This window comes from Streptomyces sp. NPDC007929 (assembly GCF_042959065.1).
Classification (GTDB): Bacteria; Actinomycetota; Actinomycetes; order Streptomycetales; family Streptomycetaceae; genus Streptomyces.
In genome coordinates, this window is sequence record NZ_JBIBKD010000005.1 from 641,515 (window position 1) to 663,708 (window position 22,194).

Consider the following 22,194-nt stretch of genomic DNA (forward strand, 5'->3'; position numbering starts at 1 on the left):
CGCCTCACCTCGTACGAAGGGACGCGGCACGGGGATCGGGGACGTGGTCGGCGAGCAGCAGGGTGTCCCCGACGGCGAGGGCGTCGAGGCGCAGCTCCACCGCCGCTGCCACGGCTTGCTCAGCGGTCCGCAGGATCGGGGTGCCTTTGCGGTTGAAGGATGTGTTCAGCAGCAGCGGCAGTCCGGTGAGGTCGTGGAACTGCTCAAGGAGATCGCGCAGGCCCTGGTGGTCGGCGGCGACGGACTGGACGCGGGCGGTACCGTCGTGGTGGGTGACCCCCGCGACGCGGTCGGCTCGGCACCGGCGGACGGTGGCGACACGGTTCATGAAAGGGTCGCCCGCCGACATGAACCATTCCGTGGCGTGCTCCGCGAGGACGGCGGGCGCGAACGGGCGGTACGCGGCTCGCTTCTTGATCGCGTTGAGCCGGTCCCTCGTTGCGGCGCGACCGGGGTGGGCGAGGATCGAGCGATGGCCGAGGGCACGCGGCCCGAATTCGAGCTGTCCCTGCACCCAGCCGACGATGCGGTGCTCGGCGAGCAGTGCCGCCACTGTGGGCGCCAGTCCGAGCCCGAGGTGGGGCAAGGCGTGGTAGCCGGACGGCTTCGGCGTCGTCGGCAGCGCGCCCGGATCGGGGCCCCAGGCCGCGTCGGTCGGCACCGGAACGCGCTCCTGCCCGAGCTGGTAGTGCCAGCCGTAGAGCGCGGCGCCCACGGCCGTGCCGGCGTCGTGCGGGGCCGGTGCGACGAAGAGGGTGTCGAAGCCGCTGTCGGCGGCCAGCCGGCCGTTGAGGTGGGAGTTCAGGGCGCATCCGCCCGAGAACACCAACGCTGAGGCTCGAGTGAGTCGTTGCAGGTGGCGGGCGATGTGGACGACCGATTCGGCGAAGACCTCCTGGACGGCGGCGGCCAGGTCGGCACGCTTGTGCTCCGGCTGTTCCGCGACGTTGTCGGCGGTCCAGGCCCGGCCATCGAGCAGCAGCGGTGTGCTGCCGTCCGCGGAACCCCACGGGTGGTCGATGCGGACCTCGCCCTCGTCGCCGAGCCGGACCAGTTCGCGGATGTGTGTTCCGTAGCGCTGGGGATCGCCGAAGGCCGCGAGCGCCATCATGCTGCCCTCGGGCTCGTCGCCGGGTGGGATCACCCGCCGGGCGAGGTTCCGGTAGAAGTGCCCGAGGGAGGAGTGGACGCGCCGGGGCCCGACCGGGCCCGGCACGAGGGCGGGCATGCCCTGGTAAAGGCGGTCGATGCGATCGGGCCACAGGTCGTACCCCGTGATGCGCTCCCGGCCCGGGCCGAAGTCGGAACCCAGTGAGGAGCCGCCGGCGTCGATGACGAGGCCCGCGGCGTGCTCGTGCCCGGAGAGCAGGTAGCCGGAGAGAACATGGGCCGTGTGGTGGGAGAGGAGGCGGAGGTGTTCGCCGAGCGGGGCGGGCAGGAGGGCGGCGAGTTCCTCCCGCTCCTCGGCCAGCCACCAGCCGGCCGCGGGGTTGGGACGCATGGAGGCCGCCCAGACGGCGTCCACGTCCTCCGGTTCGATGCCGGCGGCCTCCATGCACCACTGGAGTGCGCGGGTCGGGGCGGTGAGCGTGCCCTTGCGGGTGGGGTGGTTGTGCTTGACGCCGCTCCAGCGCTCCTCCTCGGCGGCGTAGATGCGGCCGTCGACGATTAACGTGGCGGCCGTGTCGTGGTGGAAGTTCAGTCCGAGGACTGCGGGCATGGTGGTGTACCTCCCGGTCAGACGGTGAGGGCGGGGACGAGTGCGGCGCCGGAGTCGGTGTACTCGTGGCAGCGCAGGCAGAACCGGAAGTGGTGGGCGCGCGGCGCGAACACCTTGGCCGCGAAGTCCTCGTCCCAGATGCTGAACTCGCTGTCGTCCTTCGCCATGGCGTTGAAGCAGCGGTAGCAGGACCCGTCCATCTCGATCATCAGGTGCTGGTCGAGGTAGCGGTCGCAGAGGCCGCGCAGCTCGTTCGCCGGCTGGCCCACGTCGACGTGGTGCACGTGGTTGGTGACGTGGATGGCGCCGTACTTCTCACACAGCGTCCCGAGCTGCGTGAGCCGGGTGGAACTGATGCCTTCTAGGACGCTGTTGACGACCACGGTCTTGCCGGCTTCGCGGAGGCGGGGCACGACGGCGTGCACCTCGTCGTAGTTCCCGTGTTCGTCGTCGCAGCCGATGAGGATCTGGTCGTAGGAGCGGAGGGTCGCGTCCATGATCGACTTGTTGCGGGCCAGGGTGATGGCGTTCGTGCCCAGGACCATGACTTTGTCCGGCAGCCGCTTGCGCGCGGCGTCGCTGAGCGCCGGGAAGTCCCGGTGCACGGTGGGTTCGCCGCCGTTGATGTGCAGCTGCTGGAAGGGGATGGTCTCCAACCGGGTCAGGATGGTGGAGAACAGGTCCAGGGACATGTTCTCGCCCTGGGCGCCGTCGGCGAAGATGCAGAAGTCGCAGTGCCGGTTGCACTTCGTGGTGATCTTGACCTTGGCCGTTTTGAGGGTGCGGGGCACCGGCGCACGCGGGGTCATTGGCGAGACTCCTTGGGGCAGAGGTGGACGTCGTCGGGGGTGAAGCTGAGGAAGTCCTGGACGGTGGTCTTCTGCTGGTGCCAGCGCGCGAGGGTCGCGCGCAGGGTGTCGGCGGTGGTGGGCCCAGTGGGAATCAGCGCCGCCATCCGGGTGGCCAGCCGCTGGGCGGCAGTCGCCTCGTCTGCCGCGAGCACGGTCAGCGTTTGCGCGGCGGAGCGGAGTTCCTTCGCCTCCCGCCGGATCAGGTACTCGGTCGCCATGCCGGGCGGCGGATCGAGGTAGTACAGCCAGCGGGCGACGCGTACACGGAGCATGCCGGCCGTCATCACCCAGCCAGTACGAGCGTGCTCATGCCCCTGGCCGCCTGGGCGGGCCCCGTCAGGAACGCGGCGCATGGCCGCCTCCAGAGCTACATGGGCCGCGCGGAGCAGGTGGCGCGGACCCCGTGGTCGGATATCGGAGCGGTTCTCTGAGTGCTGGAGGAACAGCTCGGCATATCCGTCCAGTCCCTCCGGCCGCCACTGGGTGAGGGCCGCCGTCTTTCCGGGGCAGCGGGTCCGGGTCGCGAGTGCGGCAGCGGCGAACCAGCAAGGGGCGAGGTAGTGCCATGCCACGCAGTGGCGCCGGTAAGCGGCGATGTCCTCGACCACGTTGTCCGTGCTGTCCGCGGCCAGCTGGTATCGGCCGCCCATCCTGGCCTGGAGGATCCCCCGGTAGAACCGCTCATCGACCTCGCACCAGGGCGCCATCTGAGCCCGGGACTTCCAGCGTTGGAAGTCCCGCGCGCTGCCGCTGATCAGTGACCAGGTCGCGAGTTCGGGCGCGGACACGAGCCGCCCGTCCGCCTCGGTCACGGTGAACGCGAAGCCGGGCGGGTGCTCCAGAAGACGTCGATGGAAGACTTCCCGGCCGACCGCGGCGGTGTGTGCGGCGGCCAGGCGGTGGTTCCACTCTTCCCAGTCGGTGGGGGCCTGGGGAAGGAGGACGCGTACGTCGATGTCGGAGTGCGGAGCCAGCAGGTCGGCCGGCTGCCACTTGTGGGTGAGCATCACGGCCCCGACGTCGTGAGCATCCAGCTCGCGTTCGTACAGAGCGCCGAGCTCCTGGTAGAGAGGCGGCGCGTCGACCACGACCATCACCGCTCCCCGGTGGAGGCGCGGGCGCAGGAGGAGCCGGCCGCTCCCGTGGACAGGACGGGGAGCAGGGGCAGGACCGGGGTGCCTTCGGGGCGCTCCATCCGGTCCCAGCGCAGGTCGTAGTCGACGTAGTGGAAGCCTTGCCAGGCGTCGTTGGTGTTGCGGTCGAGCATGGCCTGGAAGAGGTGGGCGAAGGCGTCGCCGAGTGTGCCGTCGGCGAGGTGGGGCTTCAGGGGGATGTCGCGGTTGTGCAGGATGCAGGGTCGCGCCACTCCGGTGGGCGTGATCTTGATTCGGTTGGCATCGGAGCAGGTGGCGCAGCTGGAGTTGGAGATGAAGCCGATCGATCCTGCCCACCCGTCGGGACGGAGGTACTGACCGGGGCTGCGGACGCCCAGCTGGTTCCGGGGGACTTCGCCGGCATTCACGAACCACTCGTGGAGACGGTCGCGGACCTCTGCCTCGGTGATGAACTCGGTGTCGAAGAGCGCCTGGGCGGGGCCGATGTTCTGGAGTTCGATCAGGCGGACGGCGACGGGCAGGTCTCGGGCGAGTTCGGCCACGGCGAAGGCGTCGTCCAGGTAGGTGCGCTGAAGAACGCAGTTGATCTTCACTCGCAGGCCGAGGGAGAGGGCGGCGTCGAGGGTGCTCCGGGTGATGCGCGGGTTGCCACCGCCCATGATCGCGGCGGACCGCGCCGGGTCGAGGCTGTGGAGGCTGAGATTGAGGTAGGTCAGGCCGGCCTCGTGGAGCTGTTCGACGCTCAGCCCACGGCGCAGGTTGCCGTGGCTGGTCATGCCGATCGCGGCGTCGGGCCCGAGGCCGTCGGCGAGGCCCGCAATGACGTCGAGGATGTCGGCTCGGAGGGTCGGTTCACCACCGGAGCAGTGTGCCTTCCTGATCTTCCAGGCCCCGGCCTCGGTGGCGATGGCCGCGTAGTCGGAGGCGGTCAGGGGCCGGTCCTTGTGCCCGTAGTCCGGCATGCACCGGGGCTTGCAGAACACGCAGTCCAGATTGCACAGCGAGTTCAGGGTGAAGGCCAGGTAGGGGTGGTTGCGGCCTGCGGCGGCGAAGGCGGCGGCCAGGTCGTCGTGGTCTGCGGTGGGCATTGGTCAGCCTCCTGCGAGCGGAGAGCGGGTGGCGGGCGCCTCGGCCAGGCCGTTGAGGGGCTGGCCCGAGAGGTAGCGGTGCAGGTTGTCGGCGAAGAACGCCACCGCCTCGTCCATGTACGCGCGGCAGAACACCGAGCTTTTGGGGGTGAGTACGACCCGGGGGTGGAGCCGCAGCGGATGGCGGGCAGGCAGCGGTTTCGGATCGAACACGTCCAGGGCGGCGCCGCGCAGGTGGCCGGTATCGAGGGAGGCCAGGAGGGCCGGCTGGTCGACGGTTGCCGCGCGGCCGAGGTTGAGGAAGAGAGAGCGGGGCTTGCACGCCGAGAAGAGGTTGTGGTCGAAGTAGCCGTCCGTCGCCGGGGTCGCGGGCAGCAGATTGACCACTACCTCGGCGACGGACACCGCCTGGTGCACCGCCGTCGTGTGCACCCACGTGATCCCGTCCTCGGAAGCCGCAGATGGTGTCCGGCGCACTCCGATGACGGTCATGCCGAAGGCCCGAGCGGCCTGGGCGAGGTGGCGTCCGACGCTGCCGCAGCCGACGATGGTCATCGTCGCCCCCGCCAGGTCGAAGAACTCCTCGGCCAGGTCGTCCTTCCACCAGGCACGGTTCCGCTGGACGCGCTGGCTGGTGAACAGCCCGCGGGAGAAGCCCAGGACCAGGCCAATGGCGTGCTCGGCCATGGGCCTGCCGTGGAAGCCGTACGAGCGGGTCAGGGCCACCCCGACAGAGTGCGCCTCGGCGACGGGCAGATGGTCGGTGCCGGCGGCCGGGGAAGCGATCCACTTCAGGTGTGGCGCGGCGAACAGCCACGAGGGCGCGAATCGCCACCCGAAGTAGACGTGTGCGTCGGCCAGCTGGTGCGGCACGGCCTCCTCGGTCGCCCTGCGGAACTCGACGCCGGGGAAGACGGCGGACAGCGCACGCTCGTGCTCGGAGGACAGCCGCCAGAAGGAGTGCGGGGACTCCAGGCTGATCAGCACCACCGGCTGGTTCATCGCGCGCGGCCCTCCACGGTGGCTGACCGTGCCAGCGCCCAAGGGGCGATGCGGTCCATGACGGAACCGACGCTGGCCTCGTAGTCGTGGCGGGAGCGCACCAGGGCCGCCCCGGCGCTCCGGAGCCGATCGCGTTCTCGGGGCAGGACGGTCAGGGCCCGGTGCAGGGCGGATGCCAGGGACCTGGGGTCCTGCGGTGCGGCCGTGAAACCGGTCTCGCCGTCGATGACGGTCTGAGCCAGGCCGCCGGCCGTGGTCGCGACCACTGGGCCCGCACCGGCTGCGAACGCCTCCAGGGGTATCCGGCCAAAGGGCTCCTCGCGAGAGGGAACGATGACCACGCGCAGGGCCGGGCTGTGCAACCAAGCGCGGATCGCGGGGGTGAAGCGAGTGATCAGAGTCGCGTCCAGATCGTGCGCGCGGATATCTGCCGCCAGGTCCTGCTGATACGAGGAGGGGTGCTTGTGTTCCTCCGAGGTCACGGCAGCCAAGAGCATGTGAGGAACGGGGACACCGCGTTCCTTCAGCAGACGCAACGCCTCCAAGAGGTCTTCGAAGCCTTTCGTCGGGACTGCGCGGCCCATGGCGAGAAGGAATCCGGCGCGGGCCTTGAAAGGCAGTGGAAGAGCCGTGGCCGGCCTGATCATCTCCTCACGGATCAGCCCGTTCGGAATGCTCACGATGCTCGATCGAGGGACGGCGTAGTTGACGACGAGGTGGCCTCGCATGTGGGAGGAGATAGCCCCGACGCGCGCACCTCGGAGTGTCGCCGCTCGCAGGGCGTCCCGCTCCCAGCGGACGCGGGAGACGTCCTTGGGCCGCGTCAGCGCGGTGGTGGAGCGGGGCACGAGCAGCAGGTCAGTGGTCGGCGACGTGTAGGGCGCGAGCCCGAGGAACGGGATGTCGAGGCCGACGAGGAGGCACCGGCTTGCCCGCGCGGCGATGCGTATGGCCGCCTCGCCCGCCAGGTCGCACAGCTGAACCGAGCCGCGGACCGAGTCCGGCGGCGCGTTGACCTTCGGGATCGTGATGACCTCGGCCGCGGCCTGTCGCAGCATCTGCCGCACCTCGCCGGCCCACCGCTGATCGTGCGCTCCCGCGCTCTCGGACACGTGCGGCGTGATCACTGAGAGGCGGCCTACCGGCAGGAGCCGGGCCAGTGCCGTGAGGAAGGCGCGGTTGCTGAAGCCGGTGCCTGACTCCGCGCCGTAGAAGCCCTCGTGGAGAGCGACGACGACCCTGGGCTGGCGAGCGGTCTCCGGCACAGCCGTGCGTGAGGGTGGGGCAGTCGCATGGTCGATGCGCACTGTGTGATGCCTCCTTGAAGGACGGTTTGGGCAGGCGTGGACATCAGGCGCCGGCAGACGAAGGGCACGGCCTGTGGGTGAGTCGGCACCAGGCGCGAGAGCCGTGGGTGCCAGTGGTCAGCGACCAGGCATCGGCCAAGGCATCGACGATGACCAGTCCCCGTCCTGATTCGGCCTGCTCGTCGGGAGCGGCGGGAGAAGCGGGTGCCGGGCGGGAACAGCCGCTGTCGGTGACGGTGATCTCGATCTCCAGGCCACCACTGGCCAGACTCCTGCGGTCGACGCACAGAACCAACGGCGGACTGCCCGAGACGAAGGCGTTCGTCGCGAGCTCTGATCCGATCAGGCGGGCGTCAGCAAGTACGTCCGTCTCAGTGCCACGCAGCGCCAGCGTCACGGCACCCCGGGCGACCTCGGCCGCTTCTGGTCCGTACGGCAGATCCGTGATCAGGGTGGTTGTGCCATCGCCAGCGACGAGCCCGCGTCCGGGGGCGGAGGCCGGTCGTTCGGCGTCACGGTCCAGCACATCGCCCGGTCGGCCTGGGGAGGTGCTCGTGTGCTGTCTCAAGACCCACCTCTTTCTCCGTCGGCTCGGAAGACAGGCGCCTCCGCCGAGATCCAAGAACACAGGAGGGGGACGGTCAGGCAGGACCCGATCAGTGGGTCAACTCGGTCAACTTCCATGTGACGGTGGTGAATCGTCCGCCCAGGGGCATCACCATGGGGGCTGCGAAGTGATGGACGAACCACTGGAGCGAAGGGTGGTCGCACGTGGCACCGCAGACAGGCGAGCCCAACGTCGTACTGGCGGGGTGCCTCGACGAACTCGGGTGGAGCCCGAAGGCGCTCGCTCGCAAGCTCAACCGAGTTTTCGGCGCGGGGACGGTGGCCGAGTCGGCGCCGTACCACTGGCGGGACGCCGGCGCCCTGCCGCGCTCGCCATTGCCGATGATGGCCGCCTACGTGCTCTCCCAGGAGCTGGGTAGGAATGTCTCGGTGGCCGAACTGTGGCAGGGCCGTGTGGGCGACTCGTCAGCGCTGGTCCCCGCGAACACGGATCTCGCGCGACCTTGGACCGCGCAGGGCATGGAGGCGATCGTGGAGGACTGGGTGGTGGGAGGGCTCGTCGACCGTCGCCGGTTCCTCGCGATCTCGGGTGCGGGACTCCTCGCGATCGTCGCCCAGTACCTCGACGGCACCGCGGGACGCGGTCAGTACACGCCCCGAATGACGTCGTCGCTTGGCACCGATCCGCTCGTGGACCAGGTCGAGCAGCACCTTCCCATGCTCCAGTTACTCGATGACGAGCACGGAGGGGCACGCCATCTGCCCTACGTCGGAGCGCAGTTCCGGGCTGTCGGGCTGCTGATTCGCGAAGGCGGCCACTCTCCGGCTGTCGCGAGCCGTCTGATCCGCGCGCTCGCGGAGATCGGCCAGCTGGCTGGCTGGATGGCCTTCGACGCGGCCGATCACGGACTGGCGCAGCGCTACTTCGTCACGGCGCTCCGGGCCGCGCATCAGGTCAATGATCTTCCCCTGTGTGCCCACATTCTGGGCGACCTCTCCTTCCAGGCGGCGAGTCGAGGACACCCCGCGGACGCCATTGCGCTCGGTGAGGCCGCCCGCCGGGCAAGCGACGCCGCCCCGCTGGCCGTCCGGGCATCCGTCCTGTCCCGACTCGCGTACGCCTACGCCGCCGCTGGCCGTGACAACGACTTCGCCCACACTCGTGGCGCTGCCCGCGAACTGATCGCAAGCCGGGACGGCAGCCAAGAAGAGCCCCGGTGGATGTACTTCCTCACCGACAACCACCTGGACTGCCAGGCCGGTTACGGCCTCATTCAAATGGGTCGTGCCCAGCAGAAGGCGGAGAGCGGAAAGAAGAGTCGCCGCTTCCTCGCCCAAGGGACCGAGATGCTCAGATCTGGGGCGTACGACGTCCCGCGCGGCGACCCAAGCCAGCGCCGAGCCATGTTCGAGGGAGCCTGGCTGGCCCTGGGCCACAGCGCGCACGGAGACCTGGAGGCAGCTTGCGAGATCGGCCAGATCGCCGCCGACCGTCTTGATGCCGTCCGCTCGCCTCGCAGCGCGGCGCTGCTCCACCAGCTTGCCGCCGACCTCCGTCGCCGACAGCGCAACCCTCACGTGCGCGGCTTCCTGCCAGCCCTGGAGGACGCCCTCGCCCAACATGCCCCATCGACGCAACCCGGCCGTTAAGGTCAGGTCCATGACCGCAGGGGAGCGTGTTGTCGTTGTCGGGGCTGGGGTGGCTGGGCTCACCACAGCCGTGGTTCTCGCCGAGGCCGGGGCTTCCGTGCACGTGATCGCTGAGCAGGTGCCGGGGGTCACGTCGCTGGCGGCCGGGGCGATGTGGGGGCCTTACCTGGTCGAGCCGAAGGACAAGGTCGACCAGTGGGGGCAACGGTCCTTGGAGATCTTCCGGGAGCTGGCCCAGGACCCGGCCACGGGCGTCCGACTCACCAGTGGCATCGAGGCATCCCGCACGGCCGAAGCCGCCCCGGACTGGGCCACCACTTTGCCAGGTTTCCGACCGTGCGAGCGGGCCGAACTACCGGCCGGCTTCACGGCGGGCTACCGGTTCACCGTGCCACTGATCGACATGCCCACCTACCTCGACTACCTCCTGCGCCGGCTCCGCGATGCCGGGGGTGTGGTCGAGCAGCGACGGCTGACTTCGCTCTCGGACGCCGGTCCGGCTTCGGCGATCGTCAACTGCGCGGGCCTCGGGGCGCGCGACCTGGTTCCGAACCCTGACCTCCGGCCCATCCGCGGTCAGCACGTCGTCGTCACCAACCCCGGGCTGACCGAGTTCTTCTCGGAGGATACCGGCCTCTCTCCGGACCTCCTGTGCTTCTATCCCCACGGCGACACCGTGGTCCTGGGCGGCACGGCGATCGACGGCGAAGGCGATCTGGCCCCCGACGACAAGGCGGCTGCCGGCATCCTCGCCCGCTGTGCCGAGGTCGAGCCCCGCCTCGCCGAGGCCCGTGTCCTGGAGCACCGGATCGGCGCTCGACCGACCCGCGCCACGGTCCGTGTTGAGGAAGAAATGGGGGAGGACGGCACTGTGGTCGTGCACAACTACGGGCACGGAGGCGCCGGCGTCACGCTGTCGTGGGGGTGCGCCGAGGAGGCTCGGACGTTGCTGGCCACCAAGTGATCCGACCCCGGCGAGCAACATGGCACCGGTCTTGAGCACGGCGCACGACGTGCATAGCTACAGCAGCTCCTCTTCCAGCTCGCCGTCCCCTGCGTCGCCGTCACCCGGATCGTGGCTGCCGAAGTCGGGGTGGTCCCTGTCGGAGTGGTGGGCGAGGTGGAGCGGGGCGGAGCGCAGGGTGCGGTGGTCCCACGCGACGGCCTGGTCGCACTGGCGGGCGATGAAAGCCACGAGGTCGCCGGACTCCCAGCCACCTGGGCTGGGGATAGCGATTTCGATGCGGCTGGTGGCGTGGAGGTCCTTGTTCATGGGATTGAAGGGGAGAGTGTGGAAGTCCTCCCGAGTTCGCCGGTTGCCCTCACGCAGCATGGGTGAGTTGCCGGCCTGCTGACGCGACTGCTGCGTGAGCATCCACACCGTCTCGTGGGGGTGCCTCTTTTCGAAGATCAGAGTCCGCCGGTAGCTGGGGTTCATAGTGGCGAGGTCGTCGGCGCCGTCGCGGTAGACCGTGGCAGGCCGGGCCGCGTGGTGGCCGAAGGCGATCCGGACAACGGCCACGTCCACGCCGTCCTGGGCGAGGCCGCGACCCGGGAGCAGACCGCCGGCGAACGGGTTGTCGCCCATGCCGGGGTAGATGCTCCGGCTGCCCTCCTTGTCGAGCACGAGGACAACACGGTTGCAACCCTCCGGGAGGACGAGGCTGTCCAAGGCGGTCTCGATGTGGTCGCGGACCGCGCGGGCCCCGTTGCCGTCCCGGCCCCAGTTCTCGTTGCCGATCTCGCTGGCATGGTAGACAGCCCGTCCCTCGGCGAAGCGCAGCCACCGGCCATTGTGGTACATCTCGGTGTACGGCGGGGTCTCGGCGTCGGGTGTGAAGTGCATCGCGACCAGGCAAGCTACGAGCTTGGGCCGCCGGGGTGCCTGGCCGCGTACACGCCGGTAGTTGTGCCGGCGCAGGTGGATACCGACCACGGTGACGGGTTCCGTCAGCGGCGCTTCCATACGGACATCGGGCGCTGCGCACGTCGCGCGCGCGAGCCGGTCATCGATGATGCCGGCGTTCTGGAAGATGTGGCGCAAGGCCGCGCTGGTGCGGAAGTCCGTCTCCTCGTCTTTGGTCGGGACGTCGGCCACGGTGAGGAACTGGCTGACGACCCCGGCTGCGGCGAGTGCCTTGCGGGTGGAGGGCTTGCCGTCGTTGGGGATGGGCTTACCGTCCCAGGTGGTTTCGCAGATGGCGGCGACGAGCCGGTCGGGGTCGTCGGAGTGGAAGAAGCCACTGGATCGGACGATGCTCGTGCGGTCGTGGGATCCGTGCATGGTCAGTTCGGGGATCTTGCGGAACTCCACTGTGATGCCTGGCGCGACGTCCACGATCTTCGCGTCGAACCCGGCGTCCGATCCGACGAAGGCTTCGGGGATCGGCACCCCGTAGTCGAGGCGGAGTTGGCGCATTACGCGGCGGGGGGTGGTGGCCGCGGCGTGGACGACGACCAGGCGCATGGACTTCCAGCCGGCGGCCTCCAGCGCCGGGGGCAGCTTCTTGGCTGGGATGGGGCCGCGGGTGATGGTGGCACCCGGGATCGTGTAGCGGGATTTGTCGTATGTGATCGGCTGGACGCCGAGGACATCGGCGATGTGGGTGGCCATGCGCAGGGTGAAGTACGCACCCACGCCCTTGCCGACGAGGTGACTGCCTTTGTTGCGAAAGACGGCGCGGACGCGTTCGAGGTCCCCGTCAGCCTTGTCGGGCAACGTCACGGGAGTCAGGCCGCATGCCTGGACGATGGCGGCGGTGTGGCCGCGGAACTCCGTCTTCCAGATGAGGCGGCCGTTCTTATCTCGGAGCTTCTCGCCGTCAGGGTCGCGCTGGGAGACGTGGCGTACCGGGACGCGCAGGAGGGTGTCGAACTGCGGGTGGTTGAGGGTGACCGTCTTGACGTTGCTCCAGTGGTCGGCAACGCGCGTGACGTGGCAGTCGAAGCGGAGAACCGGGTCGGGCAGGCCGCGCTGAGTTCCTCCGGTAACGGAGACATAGGCCATCGCCCATCCCGTCCGTTCGTTCGACCTTCCCTGGTAGATGGTGCGGTAGTAGGGATAGTCCCAGGCCACCAGCCTCTTGGCGTCGTGTCCCAGCCCGACGCGGAAGGTCGTGGCGCGCTGAGCGGGATCGGCTTTGTCGACCATGGGATGTGCGGCGAGGCGTTGGATGACGGCCCAGCCGGCGGCGTCTTTCCACCACCAGGGCCCGATGACGTACCCGGCTTCGTCCCGCTTGAGAACATCGGACAGGGGGCGGCACACGGCGCGCTCGAAGTCGATGTGGCGGCTGAGGAGCTGCCCGTCCCGGACGCTGCGGAAGTGCAGCTTCTGCCAGACGTCGAAGCACCTCGTGGTGAGCCTGGGGTCCAGAGGACCATCGGCGACGATCAGGCTCCGTTCCTCACCGGGCCGAACCTCGCGCCTGCGGGCGACGGTGAAAACAATCATTCGGCCGGTGACCGTGCCAAGTGCGACGCGCAGGGCGCCGTGTGGAGTCCGGAACCCTTCCTCGGGATCCCACTGCCGTTCGCAGATCTCCCAGAGGTCTTCGAACTCCGGGGTGAGAGGGTAGAGCCACACCTGCCCCATCAGATCCGGGCTGAGCGGGAAGTCGGTGGTGTAGAGGCGCGTGGGGGCGGCGGCCATCAGTTGCTGGTCCTTTCGTCGGCGAAGTCGAAGATCGCCCGGAGGGTGCTGCCGTAGATGTTCTGGAGAAGCTCCAGCTCGCCGCTCCGGCTCCATCCCTCCCGCAGTTCGCGGATCAGGCGTGGCAGGTCGCTGCCGCTGGAGGGGTTGTGGAAGGCGTAGTCAGCCAGGTAGAGGACGCCTCGGTCGCCGCCCCGGCGTACTCGGCCACCGAGCTGGATGATGCCGATGAGCATCTCGGCGACGATCGACAACCGAACCTTGTTCGGCAGGGACTGGAAGAAGTGGTGGCTGCGGAAAAGCTCCTCGTGAACGGAGCTGGAGGTGATGGCCAGGTGCCGGAGCGTCTCCGCGGGGTCGGCCGAGCGGGTGACGCTGCTGTAGGCGCGGCTTGAGATCAGGGCGAGGAGCTGGGCGGGTTCGTCCATAAGCGGGATCGGGCGGACGGCGAGAATGACCTCGCCCACCAAGGACCGGCCGCTGTGATCGACCATGTTCAATCCACGCTCGGCGATGGCGAGCGGCGCGATGAGGATCTTGGCGGTCGGGTGGTGGGGAAAGCGCTCGAGCGCGTCCGAGGGGATCTCGTACCAGGCGGGGCGGCGCCGGTAGTGGGCCGGCACCGTGTTCTCGTCGCTCGCACGGGTGGCGACCGCGATCATTTCCGGGTCCGCGCCGGCGGAGATCATTCCTTCGGCGAGTTGAGCGGCGCCGACATAGGAGGTGCAGGCGACGAGGATGCGGGCGCGGTGTGCGGTTGCAGGGCGGCTGGCGAGCTTCTTCAAGTGCTGGACGATGTGCTGGGACCACAGGGCGCGGCCCATCTGTTGATGGGCCTGGTCCCGGTAGATGTCGGAGGTTCCCGAAATCCGGATGGGGTTGTTCCGCTCGTCCCGCAAGGTGAGCGACCGCAGTACGAGGGAGCCGGTGATGTCGTCGGGGACGTACCAGGTAGGGGGTGTGATCAGGTGGTGCATGGTCCCGCCTGGCATGTGGGCGGTTGCGGACAGCCCGAGCACGATGCGGCGCTGACCGCACAGCGCCAGCGCGGTGGTGTCACCGAGTTGTGCGGTATACGCGTGCGGGTCGCCCGCGAAGGAGGTCAGGGCCAGTTCGGTGCGGTGCTTGTCCTCGATGTCGTGGATGGCCGTGAAGCCGAATACCGGCGCCCCCAGGGGACCGTAGGGGGCGGCATGCCATTGGTTGTTGTCCTCCAGCATCTCGGTCAGCTCGTTGGCCGCCGTAATACCGGAGGCTTTCAGTGAGGTGCCGGACCTGGTCACGTACTCGATCTGGGCGCGGATCTGTTCCAGGTACGCCCTGCGTACGAGAAGATCGACGAGAAGTTCGCGGTCGTCATCGGCAAGGTGTTCGTCCAGGAGGGGACGCGCGGCGGCGGCGATCCGCGCGTGCACGTTGTCGAAGACGGGATCGGTGCCTTCGCGCAGCGCGGTCGCGTCGAGCAATTCGGTGCGCAACTGGGTCAGGTGTTCGCGAGTGCTCTCGCCGACCCCCGGTACGACCGGGACCCTCGCGCCCGTGAGCTGTGCTTCCTCCTTCGGGTTGAACAGCTTGCGGAAGGTATCGATCTGCTCGCGCGTGGGTGACTCGCCGTCAGGTGCCCGCCACAGGCGTGCGGTGCACCAGGCGTCCCAGCGGCGCGGGATGATCAGGCGACGGCGGGCCAGCTGCTGGCGGTTGCGTTCGTTGGGCCCTCTCTGGGCGATACGCCCATGCGCGGCGTTGCTGACATAGCTCTCGGCGAGGAAGCGCGCTTGGGTGATCTTGGGGTGGATGTAGCGCTCCAGCTCGTACATCAGGGCACCGGCGCGGATGCTGAACTGGTCGTGGAGCTCTTGCAGGGCGCTGGGTTGCCGGCTGCCGTAGCGGGCCAGCGTGACGTGGTGGGCGCTCTTGGCGAACCCAGTGGCCTGGAAGGCGTCCGCCTCATCAATGAGCAGAACGTGGGTGAGCCGAAGGAGCGCTTCCTCGACGGTCATGTGGTTGCGCACGTCGCCTTCGGCCAGGACAGGGATATGCAGGCGGCCGGACATCAGGTTGATGTGGTTGGTGATGATGACGTCGGCCTTGTCGAGGTTCAGCTGATGACGATGCTTCCCGCAGCGCGCGAACCACGGACAGCGGTGGCGCCGGGTCTCACCGCTCTCGGGATCGGTCCCCTCGAAGTCGGAGCACCGCTCGTGGCCGGGCTGCCACAGGTCGACGTCCTGCGTGTTGGTGGACTTAGCCTGCATGGCGCATCCATAGGCGAACTCGCCGTACGCCTCATCCGCCTCCTGGGCTCGCCCTTCCTCAATGAGGCTGCGAGCTACCTTCTCGGCCTCCTCCTGCATGCTGTTCGGGGAGATCAGCGGCACCACGACCGCGTCCTGGAGACCGAGTGCGTGCAGCTCTTCGCGGATCGCGCGGGTGAAGGAGAGCACGCTGTCGTTGCGCGGCACGACGATCCCGGTCACCAGGTTGTTCTTCACGCCCCACGCGGCGAGCAGCTTGGCCAGGACGCTCTTGCCCGAACCCGTGCAGGCGCTCAGCACGCGGATCAAGCCGGCGTCCAGGATGAGGAAGCCGTCGGCGAGCAGGGAGCCGTCGGCTCGACGGATGTGCTTGAAGAGCCGTTCCAGGCTCTTGCGCCGGTGGCTCTGCCCGAAGGCGCGGTCCTGCGCGTCCGCGATCGCGCGCAGTGCGTCGATCGGCACCTGCAGCCTGAGGCATTCCTTGGGCTTACCGAAGTCCGGCAGCGGCGCCTGGATCTGGGGCAGGTCGAGGACGTAGTGGGCCTGGATCACGCCGTTGCCGGGGCGGCTCGGGTCAGGGATCTGGGTGCCGATGCGGAAGTGACCTTGGAGGGCCAGATCCCGGCTCCGTCCCTCGTCGGCCGCTGCCCGGCGACCATCTAGCTCCTCCAACACCTGGTCCACCAGCGATGCAAGACGCTGATGGACGGTCACCAAGTAATGCTCGTCGTCAAGAGCCGCGAATCCCTCGGGCAGATCGGGCGAGTCGAAGAGGTCTTCGACCGCCCGGCGGAAGGCCGCGAGGATCGCCAAGCGAGCGGGTCGGTGCCACAGAAGTCTGGTGACTCGCCGCGTGTCCTCGCACGACAGCTCCCCGTAGCGGTTCCACAGGTGGGTATGCCCGGACAGGAGGAAATGCGCGTCACGGATCGCCGAAGCGTGACGGAAGGGCTCCTCCGAGCGATTCGGGAACAGTCGTGCTGCCAGAGCCAGCGCGGCCAGCGTGCTCAGACGCTGCACATTCATAGTGGCCAGGGAGCGACCGCTCACCGCGCCTCCTTCAGGGCGTTCCGGATCGCGGTCTTGAACGCGCGCACCGTACGCACCTCGTAGCCCGCGGGAAGTGAGCGTCGCAGCTGGGCGACCTGCCAGGCCCGGTAGTCGGGCACCACGACGTGCCGGGCCCGGGGTGGCCTGGCGGTGATCTTCGACGGGGATCTGGTGTCCTTGAGGTCGACCTCGAAGATGGTGGCGCCAGCCCGCACGGTAATGTCCCACCTGTCTTTGTGCGGCCACTTCGTCACCGCGTCCCCGCCGATTCCAGCCTGATCCGCCAGCCACCTCATCAAGGCAACCTCGGTGACGCCGGGGACCGTGATGTAGCGCCAGACCGCCTCATGCACGCACACCACATCGGCAGCGCTGAGCGCGGACGCCACCACGGGACCGCGAACTCGCGGCACGCCGCTGCCGTCACGCTCGTCCGTCACCTGAAACCGGCCGAAGTGCGGAGGATAACGACACGCCAGCGACGCGCCTTGGACGTGCATGGGCCACTTGCACGTCGGACACGGCACGTACCAGGACTCGGACCCCATCACGAACTGCCGGTCCGGTGGCAGCGACTCATATGCCTCGGTGTGCAGCGCGCCGCGCGCGTGCAGCTCGTCGCTGACGCGGTCCGCCGTGCCCGCCGGTACCTCGATCAGCATCTGCCTTGTGGCGACGTACTCCTCCTGCCCAGCTGACGACAGCACCCCGTAGATGGCGCGCTCGACTCTTTCGAACGTCTGCCTGGCCCACCGAGGTACCCAATCGATGCCGGCCTCGTGGTCCTCGAAGAGAGCCTCGCTGTAGTCGGACCCATACTCAACGGCATCACCGGTCAGCAAGTCGTCCGCCCCAAGGATCTTGAAAGAGCCGACCTCGTCGGGTAGCGAGTCCCAGTCGAGCGGCACCCACTCCCTCATGGGGCGGTGGAGAAACTTGATCAGGTCGCGCGGCGTCGCCGGCCCGCAGCCGGGAGACAGCAGGCTGAGGAAGACCCCGTGCATGCGCGAGACCTCTCGCCATGCCTCTGGCTGCTCCCGGCGAACCGTCCATGCCTGCGCGGCACGCAGCCCGGCCGTCGTCAGGTCACCAACCAGCTTCACTGTGGCCGTTCGGGCGCCGACCGCGTCGGTCAGCGCCAAATCCTTCTGTTCGCGCGCCATGGCTGATCAGGGTGACCCACGGCGCCGCAAGTGACCGCCAGGGTGCGCGCTTTTCAGCCGATTAGGTACGGAACGAGCACGCTCTTGGTTCGGCTAGCACCTCGTCAAATGGGGCGCGCCGTAGAACGCGCAATCGTCAAGGCACGTGATGAAGAGCCCGAAGGTGGCTTGAACTGATCGCAGTCACGGGAGCGATGTCAGTGCCCCTCGGTATAAGCGCCCCCGCCCGAAGATCGGCATGGTGTGGAACTGCCCCCACTGCGCGCACGCCGCTTTCCGCGGTTGAACCGCGAGGTCTGGCGCTCTGTGTCTCAGTTCGCCGGGGGCAGACAGCAAAGATCCATGAATGACTGGCCAACGCCGCAAGAGCATGTGAACCTGGACGACCTTCTCGCAAAAAGCTCCAGGTCAAAGAGGTGATTGCCCGTGACTGCGGCACCCCAGGGCCCCGGATTCTCCACCACGGTCGAGGCCCTGCGGCTGCGTGAGTGGCTGCTCGGCCCGGGTCAGGCCACGCTCGTGATGGATCAGTTCTCCGCCGACGACTTCCACCTGGTCGTGGACGACCGCGCGGACGTGCACGTCAATTCGAAGGATGGTCGCTTCTACCTTGGATGGTTTCCGCTCGGGCGTCCTGGTACCGACGGCGAGGGGTGGAAGATCGCCGTCACCGGTACGGCCAAGGTGCGCGGCTACCAGATGTCCTTCGACACCGAGACGCCGGCGGATGTCGTCGCTGCCGCAGTCGCGTGCGTGCTGGAGACCTCCCAGCGGGTGTGACAGCCAGACGAATCGGCGCCCCTGGGGAACCTGTCGTCTGCCTGGTGCGGGCGAGACGGGGTGGACCGGTATCTGCCACCCGAGGTCGCCGGAAGGCCAGTCCGGCACGTCCATCCAGTTGCACGCAGCACTGGCGGCATCAAGCCCCAGCCCCCAACCCCTTGGAGGTATACCTGCATCCCGATTTCCCGATCGATCCACCCGCTCCGGCCTGCGTCCCGTCCGCGTACTGGGTCGGGCCCCGGCACCTGGCCGGTGACGACGGACGCCTCTACGACGCCGTCGCTGACACGCTCGCCGGTCTGGGCTGGACGAACCTGACGATCGTCCGCGGGCGCCAGGAGCCGGATGAGGCGCCGGAGGACCGTCAGGTCCTGCGCAGCACTGTCCTGCACTTCAGCCCCGACTCCCTGCGGTGGGCGCAGTGGGTTCTGTCGGACGAGCCGTTCCACCTGGGGAACCTGCCGATCGCCTGGCAAGTGTCTGCGCGTACGGACCCGAGCAGTCCGCTCGCCCAGTGGTCGGCCTACTTCACCCCCGATGTCCCGGGGGAGGTCCTCGCCGGCTTCCTTGCCGGGCTCGACGCCCGCGATCAGCCCGCTCTGCAGTGCGGTGGCCCCGAGCTGGTCCTCGACGCGGTAACGGCACACGGTTGGCTGCGCGACGTCGACCAGCCCGGCACCGGAGCGGTGGACCCGACGTTCGCCTCCCACATCCACCTGGGTGAGGTGCCGCCCCTCATTCAGGATGGCGACCCGCTCGCGCTGGTGGCCGACGTTGGCGAGGCGACCCTGGCGGGGTGGCAGGCGTGGGCCGAGCCGGTGTTCGGCGCGGGTTACCTGTGGGCCGCGTCGTTCAGCGTCAGCGTGCCGCACGACCTCGTCGCCGCGTTCGCCGGCTCCCTCAGCTCCAGCGCCCCGGTCCTGCGCCGGGTGTTGCCGGAGAGCACACGCGAGCGACTCCTGCGCGCTCCAGCCAGCTGAGGGCCCGTTCAACGTATGGAAGCCGGGCCTCCCCGAGGGGAGGCCCGGCTTCGTGCTGCTGTGTCTCGGCCGGCGTCTGCGTGGCGTCACGGTCCGCGGTTACAGGGAGCGGTCCGTGCTTCATTCGCGGCGGTGCGTTGTACCGGCTACCGCCTGAACGCCCTTGGCTCTGTGTGTCAGAGGCTGGCTCTGGCTTGGGAGCGGGGCACCGCCACGCTGGTCTTCCCGGTTAGAAGGTGTACGGGGCGAAGGGACGGACTGGTCCGACGATGAGGCCGAGGAGGTGATCGAGCTCGGCTCGCTCGTCCTCGTTCATGAGCTCGACGGCGTTGCCGAGCTTCTTCTCGGCGAGCCGCTCCATGAATGGGGCCAGGAACTGCTCAAGGACATCCGGAGCTTCGTCTACCGTGCGCCGGTACTCCCGGTATCGGTTGAACTGTTCCTGGATCTCTTCGAACTCGACGCGGGTGGCGCTGAGGACGAGGGCCCGTTCCTCCTTGCTGAACGGGCGCCCGTCGAGGTGGTTCCACGTGTTGGTTTCACGCTTGTGCTTGATGTCCGCGTTGCAGAGCAGGACGACGATCTCGGGCCGGGCTTGGGTTGTGGGCATACGGGTGCTCCTCACAGGAATGGGGTGGGTGGAGGCATCAATGATCCGGAGATTCGGCGGTTTGCCCAACCGCCGATCGTCGGCTATGTTCCACTGGCTTTTCGCTGGTCAGCGCCGTCGGATGGGGTCGTGCAGGCCGCCCTGCTTCGGCAGCGCGCGGGGTGCCAAGGCCCCTTGGCGCCGACTGCCTCGCGCGGGTGTGTCGTGGGGGTGCTCGGGTAGGGCGGGCAGGTGGGCGCTGCGCCGCAGGCGCCATACCAGGACGTCGCTGATGGAGGTGGCGGTGTCGAGCTCGCGCCGTCCGGCGGCTTCGGTCAGCAGGGCGGTCGGGTCATGGCCGGCCTTCCGGGCGTCGTCGAGGGTGGCGGCCAGGGCGGGCCAGCCGGGTTCGGCCTGGACCTGTGCGGCCAGATCCGGCAGCACCTCGTGCAGGAGGTCGGCTTGCCGCTGCCGAGCACGCGGGGCCAGGCGTTGGCCTCGCTGGCGGAGGACGGCCATGGACTCGGCCGCGGCGGCTTGGTAGGCGGCGCGCAGGTGTTCGGCGGCTTGCCGGGCTGCTGCGGCCTGCTGGCTGTGGTGCTTCTTGGCGTGCCAGTTCGCCGCAGCTGTGGCGAGGAAGAAGGCCATGTCGATGAGCATGGCGGTGGTGGCGCCGTCTTCTCCTCGGCCCAGGGCGGGGCCGCTGTGGACGAGGTCGCGGGCGGCCTGGCGCAGGGCCCGGTCGTGCCCGCGTACGGCCTTCACGTGGGAGCGGCTGGCCCGCTCGAACACGAACGCCGCCTCGCGCAGCTCGGCGCGGGTATGGGCGGCGGAGGTCTTGGCCAGCGCGTCCAGCACCTCACCCGCAGCAGCGATCTGCGCCGCTGCCGCGCCGTCATCACCGTGATCGATGACCAGGAGGGCCTGCCAGGTGGCTGCGGTGGCCCGGCGCCGCGCGAACGCGGGACCTGTCACGTCCGGCCGGACCGGCTGTTCCCGCCCGGAGCCGTTCGCCGAGGTCACAGCCTTCACGGGCAGGGCCCAGCGTTCGCGGATGCGGGGCAGGGACAGATCGGGTGCGAGCGTCGAGCCCGCGTAGAACACCGGCTCCTTCTCACCGTTGCGGTCGTCGGGCAGGGCTACCTTGTAGCCGAGCAGGTCACCTGAGGGCGCGACGCGCTTACGGATCAGAAGACCGGCGGCGGCCAGCCGGTTGAAGAACTCCTCCTCGCTGCCGGCGCCGGCGACAGCGCGCCGTACGGTCTCCCGCAGCTCCTCCCGCGCCGGACGCTGCCTGCCCGTGCGTTCGGCCTTGTGCCGCTCCGCGCTGGTGGCCCGCTTGGCGGCGGTGCCGTCCCCGGGCGCGACCTGGTGCAGGCCGAGTTCCTTTTCGATCAGTCGGCACTCGGCCTGGGCGCGTTTTCCGGAGCGGTGGTGGTCGGGGCGGCGGCCGTCTTCGCGGATGAGTATGGCGATGATGTGGATGTGGTCGTCGGCGTGCCGGACGGCTGCCCAGCGGCAGCCGGCGCCGTCGCCAGGGTCGATGCCGGTGGCGGCGACCATGCGGCGGGCGATGTCGCCCCACTGCTCGTCGGACAGGATCGGGTCGTCGGGAGCGGCGCGCACCGAGCAGTGCCAGACGTGCTTGTCGGGACGCCGGTCCGCGTCGAGCAGGGACAGGGGCTGGTCGAGGAGGTGCTGGAGGTCCTTCTTCGTCGCCGAGGGGTCGCGGCCGGGGTCGGCGGCCATGCCGTCGAAGGAAGCGACCAGGTGTGGGTCGATGTGCTCCTCGTGGGTGCCCTTGCCGTACAGGTAGTGCAGGAGCCCGAGGGTGTTGCTGCCCTGCTGGTGGATCCGGGGGATCAAGCCGCCTGTTCCTCCTGTCCGTTGGCGACCCTGTCGGCTGCCCGTTGGACGGCCTGTGCGGCGCGTTGCAGGTCGGCGAGGGCGGCGGCGAAGTGCGGCGCGTCGGCATCAGAGTTGAGTGCCTTGGCGATCTGGTTGACGTTGCTGCCCGCCCAGCCGAGCTGACGGCGCACACCGAACAGGGCCGTCAGGATGTCCCGCTCGGTGGCGATGGCTGCTGCGGTGCGGGACTGGTCGCGGGCAGCGGCCAGGGCGGAGTGGGCGAGGAACCCGGCCACGCTCATGCCGACGTGGTCGGCGCCGGACTGGATCAGAGCGAATTCCTGGTCGTTGAGGCGGACACTGTGAGCGGGACGCTGCTTCTTGTCACGCGGACGCGACTTCCCCTTCCTGGCCTTGCCCTTCGGGCTGGCCTTGCCTGGCTGCGGTCCGCCCTCGGTCGCAGCCTTCCCGTCCGGCGCCCCCTGGTGCCGGACGGGACCCGCCACCCCCGGGGCGGGGTCGGGTTCGGGCGCTCCCCCTGCGGGGGAGTGTCCGGACCTCCAACTTGCTCCGC

Annotated in this window: 17 protein-coding genes; 4 read left to right on the top strand and 13 right to left on the bottom strand. The window is 69.1% G+C overall.

Features of this window, described 5'->3' with window-relative positions; translation table 11 throughout:
- Window positions 1-4: 4 nt before the first annotated feature.
- The 7 genes from ACFZDE_RS20350 to ACFZDE_RS20380 are packed head-to-tail and all read right to left on the bottom strand — an operon-like array spanning window position 5 to window position 7,651.
- The gene (locus ACFZDE_RS20350; RefSeq protein WP_391201237.1) at window positions 5-1,720 is read right to left on the bottom strand and encodes a carbamoyltransferase C-terminal domain-containing protein; all 1,716 of its coding nucleotides are present in this window, start codon (window positions 1,718-1,720) and stop codon (window positions 5-7) included.
- 17 nt (window positions 1,721-1,737) lie between these two features.
- Window positions 1,738-2,529: a radical SAM protein gene (locus ACFZDE_RS20355; RefSeq protein WP_391201239.1), complete on the bottom strand. Its 792-nt coding sequence runs from the start codon at window positions 2,527-2,529 to the stop codon at window positions 1,738-1,740.
- A complete protein-coding gene (locus tag ACFZDE_RS20360; RefSeq protein WP_391201241.1) occupies window positions 2,526-3,665 on the bottom strand; it encodes a hypothetical protein in 1,140 nt (379 codons plus the stop codon). Before ACFZDE_RS20360 ends, ACFZDE_RS20355 begins: the two co-directional genes overlap by 4 nt.
- Window positions 3,665-4,774: a radical SAM protein gene (locus ACFZDE_RS20365; RefSeq protein ID WP_391201243.1), complete on the bottom strand. Its 1,110-nt coding sequence runs from the start codon at window positions 4,772-4,774 to the stop codon at window positions 3,665-3,667. Before ACFZDE_RS20365 ends, ACFZDE_RS20360 begins: the two co-directional genes overlap by 1 nt.
- A 3-nt stretch (window positions 4,775-4,777) precedes the next feature.
- Window positions 4,778-5,776 carry an NAD(P)-dependent oxidoreductase gene (locus tag ACFZDE_RS20370; RefSeq protein ID WP_391201245.1) on the bottom strand — a complete coding sequence of 333 codons (999 nt, stop codon included), beginning with the start codon at window positions 5,774-5,776 and terminating at the stop codon, window positions 4,778-4,780.
- The gene (locus tag ACFZDE_RS20375; protein WP_391201247.1) at window positions 5,773-7,083 is read right to left on the bottom strand and encodes a glycosyltransferase; all 1,311 of its coding nucleotides are present in this window, start codon (window positions 7,081-7,083) and stop codon (window positions 5,773-5,775) included. Before ACFZDE_RS20375 ends, ACFZDE_RS20370 begins: the two co-directional genes overlap by 4 nt.
- Before the next feature lie 43 nt (window positions 7,084-7,126).
- Window positions 7,127-7,651, bottom strand: coding sequence for an ATP-binding protein (locus tag ACFZDE_RS20380; protein ID WP_391201249.1), 525 nt, complete (start codon window positions 7,649-7,651; stop codon window positions 7,127-7,129).
- A gap of 203 nt (window positions 7,652-7,854) precedes the next feature.
- On the opposite strand from ACFZDE_RS20380, the gene ACFZDE_RS20385 reads away from it, so the two are divergent.
- Both ACFZDE_RS20385 and ACFZDE_RS20390 read left to right on the top strand, forming a co-directional pair.
- Window positions 7,855-9,300 (top strand): carph-isopro domain-containing protein, encoded by a 1,446-nt coding sequence (locus ACFZDE_RS20385; protein ID WP_391201251.1) that lies wholly within the window; start codon window positions 7,855-7,857, stop codon window positions 9,298-9,300.
- A gap of 10 nt (window positions 9,301-9,310) precedes the next feature.
- Complete coding sequence (locus tag ACFZDE_RS20390; protein WP_391201252.1) at window positions 9,311-10,264, top strand: FAD-dependent oxidoreductase; 954 nt, start codon at window positions 9,311-9,313, stop codon at window positions 10,262-10,264.
- Between the two features lie 57 nt (window positions 10,265-10,321).
- On the opposite strand, the gene ACFZDE_RS20395 is transcribed toward ACFZDE_RS20390, so the two are convergent.
- Genes ACFZDE_RS20395 through ACFZDE_RS20405 form a run of 3 tightly spaced genes read right to left on the bottom strand, consistent with a single transcriptional unit; the run spans window position 10,322 to window position 17,420 of the window.
- The gene (locus ACFZDE_RS20395) at window positions 10,322-12,952 is read right to left on the bottom strand and encodes an RNaseH domain-containing protein (protein WP_391201254.1); all 2,631 of its coding nucleotides are present in this window, start codon (window positions 12,950-12,952) and stop codon (window positions 10,322-10,324) included.
- Window positions 12,952-16,257, bottom strand: a complete 3,306-nt coding sequence (locus tag ACFZDE_RS20400) for a hypothetical protein (protein WP_391201256.1) — start codon at window positions 16,255-16,257, stop codon at window positions 12,952-12,954. The genes ACFZDE_RS20395 and ACFZDE_RS20400 overlap by 1 nt, the downstream gene beginning before the upstream one ends.
- Entirely contained in the window at window positions 16,254-17,420 is a 1,167-nt protein-coding gene (locus ACFZDE_RS20405) for a hypothetical protein (protein ID WP_391201258.1), read from the bottom strand. Before ACFZDE_RS20405 ends, ACFZDE_RS20400 begins: the two co-directional genes overlap by 4 nt.
- Before the next feature lie 426 nt (window positions 17,421-17,846).
- On the opposite strand from ACFZDE_RS20405, the gene ACFZDE_RS20410 reads away from it, so the two are divergent.
- Both ACFZDE_RS20410 and ACFZDE_RS20415 read left to right on the top strand, forming a co-directional pair.
- Window positions 17,847-18,200 carry a DUF317 domain-containing protein gene (locus ACFZDE_RS20410; RefSeq protein WP_391201260.1) on the top strand — a complete coding sequence of 118 codons (354 nt, stop codon included), beginning with the start codon at window positions 17,847-17,849 and terminating at the stop codon, window positions 18,198-18,200.
- Between the two features lie 161 nt (window positions 18,201-18,361).
- Window positions 18,362-19,183: a DUF317 domain-containing protein gene (locus ACFZDE_RS20415; protein WP_391201262.1), complete on the top strand. Its 822-nt coding sequence runs from the start codon at window positions 18,362-18,364 to the stop codon at window positions 19,181-19,183.
- Between the two features lie 229 nt (window positions 19,184-19,412).
- Here ACFZDE_RS20415 and ACFZDE_RS20420 read toward each other — a convergent pair whose 3' ends face one another.
- From ACFZDE_RS20420 to ACFZDE_RS20430, 3 genes are all read right to left on the bottom strand, one after another.
- Complete coding sequence (locus ACFZDE_RS20420) at window positions 19,413-19,793, bottom strand: hypothetical protein (RefSeq protein WP_391201263.1); 381 nt, start codon at window positions 19,791-19,793, stop codon at window positions 19,413-19,415.
- Window positions 19,794-19,901: 108 nt separating this feature from the next.
- Window positions 19,902-21,638 (bottom strand): relaxase/mobilization nuclease domain-containing protein, encoded by a 1,737-nt coding sequence (locus ACFZDE_RS20425; RefSeq protein WP_391201265.1) that lies wholly within the window; start codon window positions 21,636-21,638, stop codon window positions 19,902-19,904.
- The gene (locus ACFZDE_RS20430; protein WP_391201268.1) at window positions 21,635-22,126 is read right to left on the bottom strand and encodes a plasmid mobilization protein; all 492 of its coding nucleotides are present in this window, start codon (window positions 22,124-22,126) and stop codon (window positions 21,635-21,637) included. The genes ACFZDE_RS20425 and ACFZDE_RS20430 overlap by 4 nt, the downstream gene beginning before the upstream one ends.
- Between the last annotated feature and the right edge of the window lie 68 nt (window positions 22,127-22,194).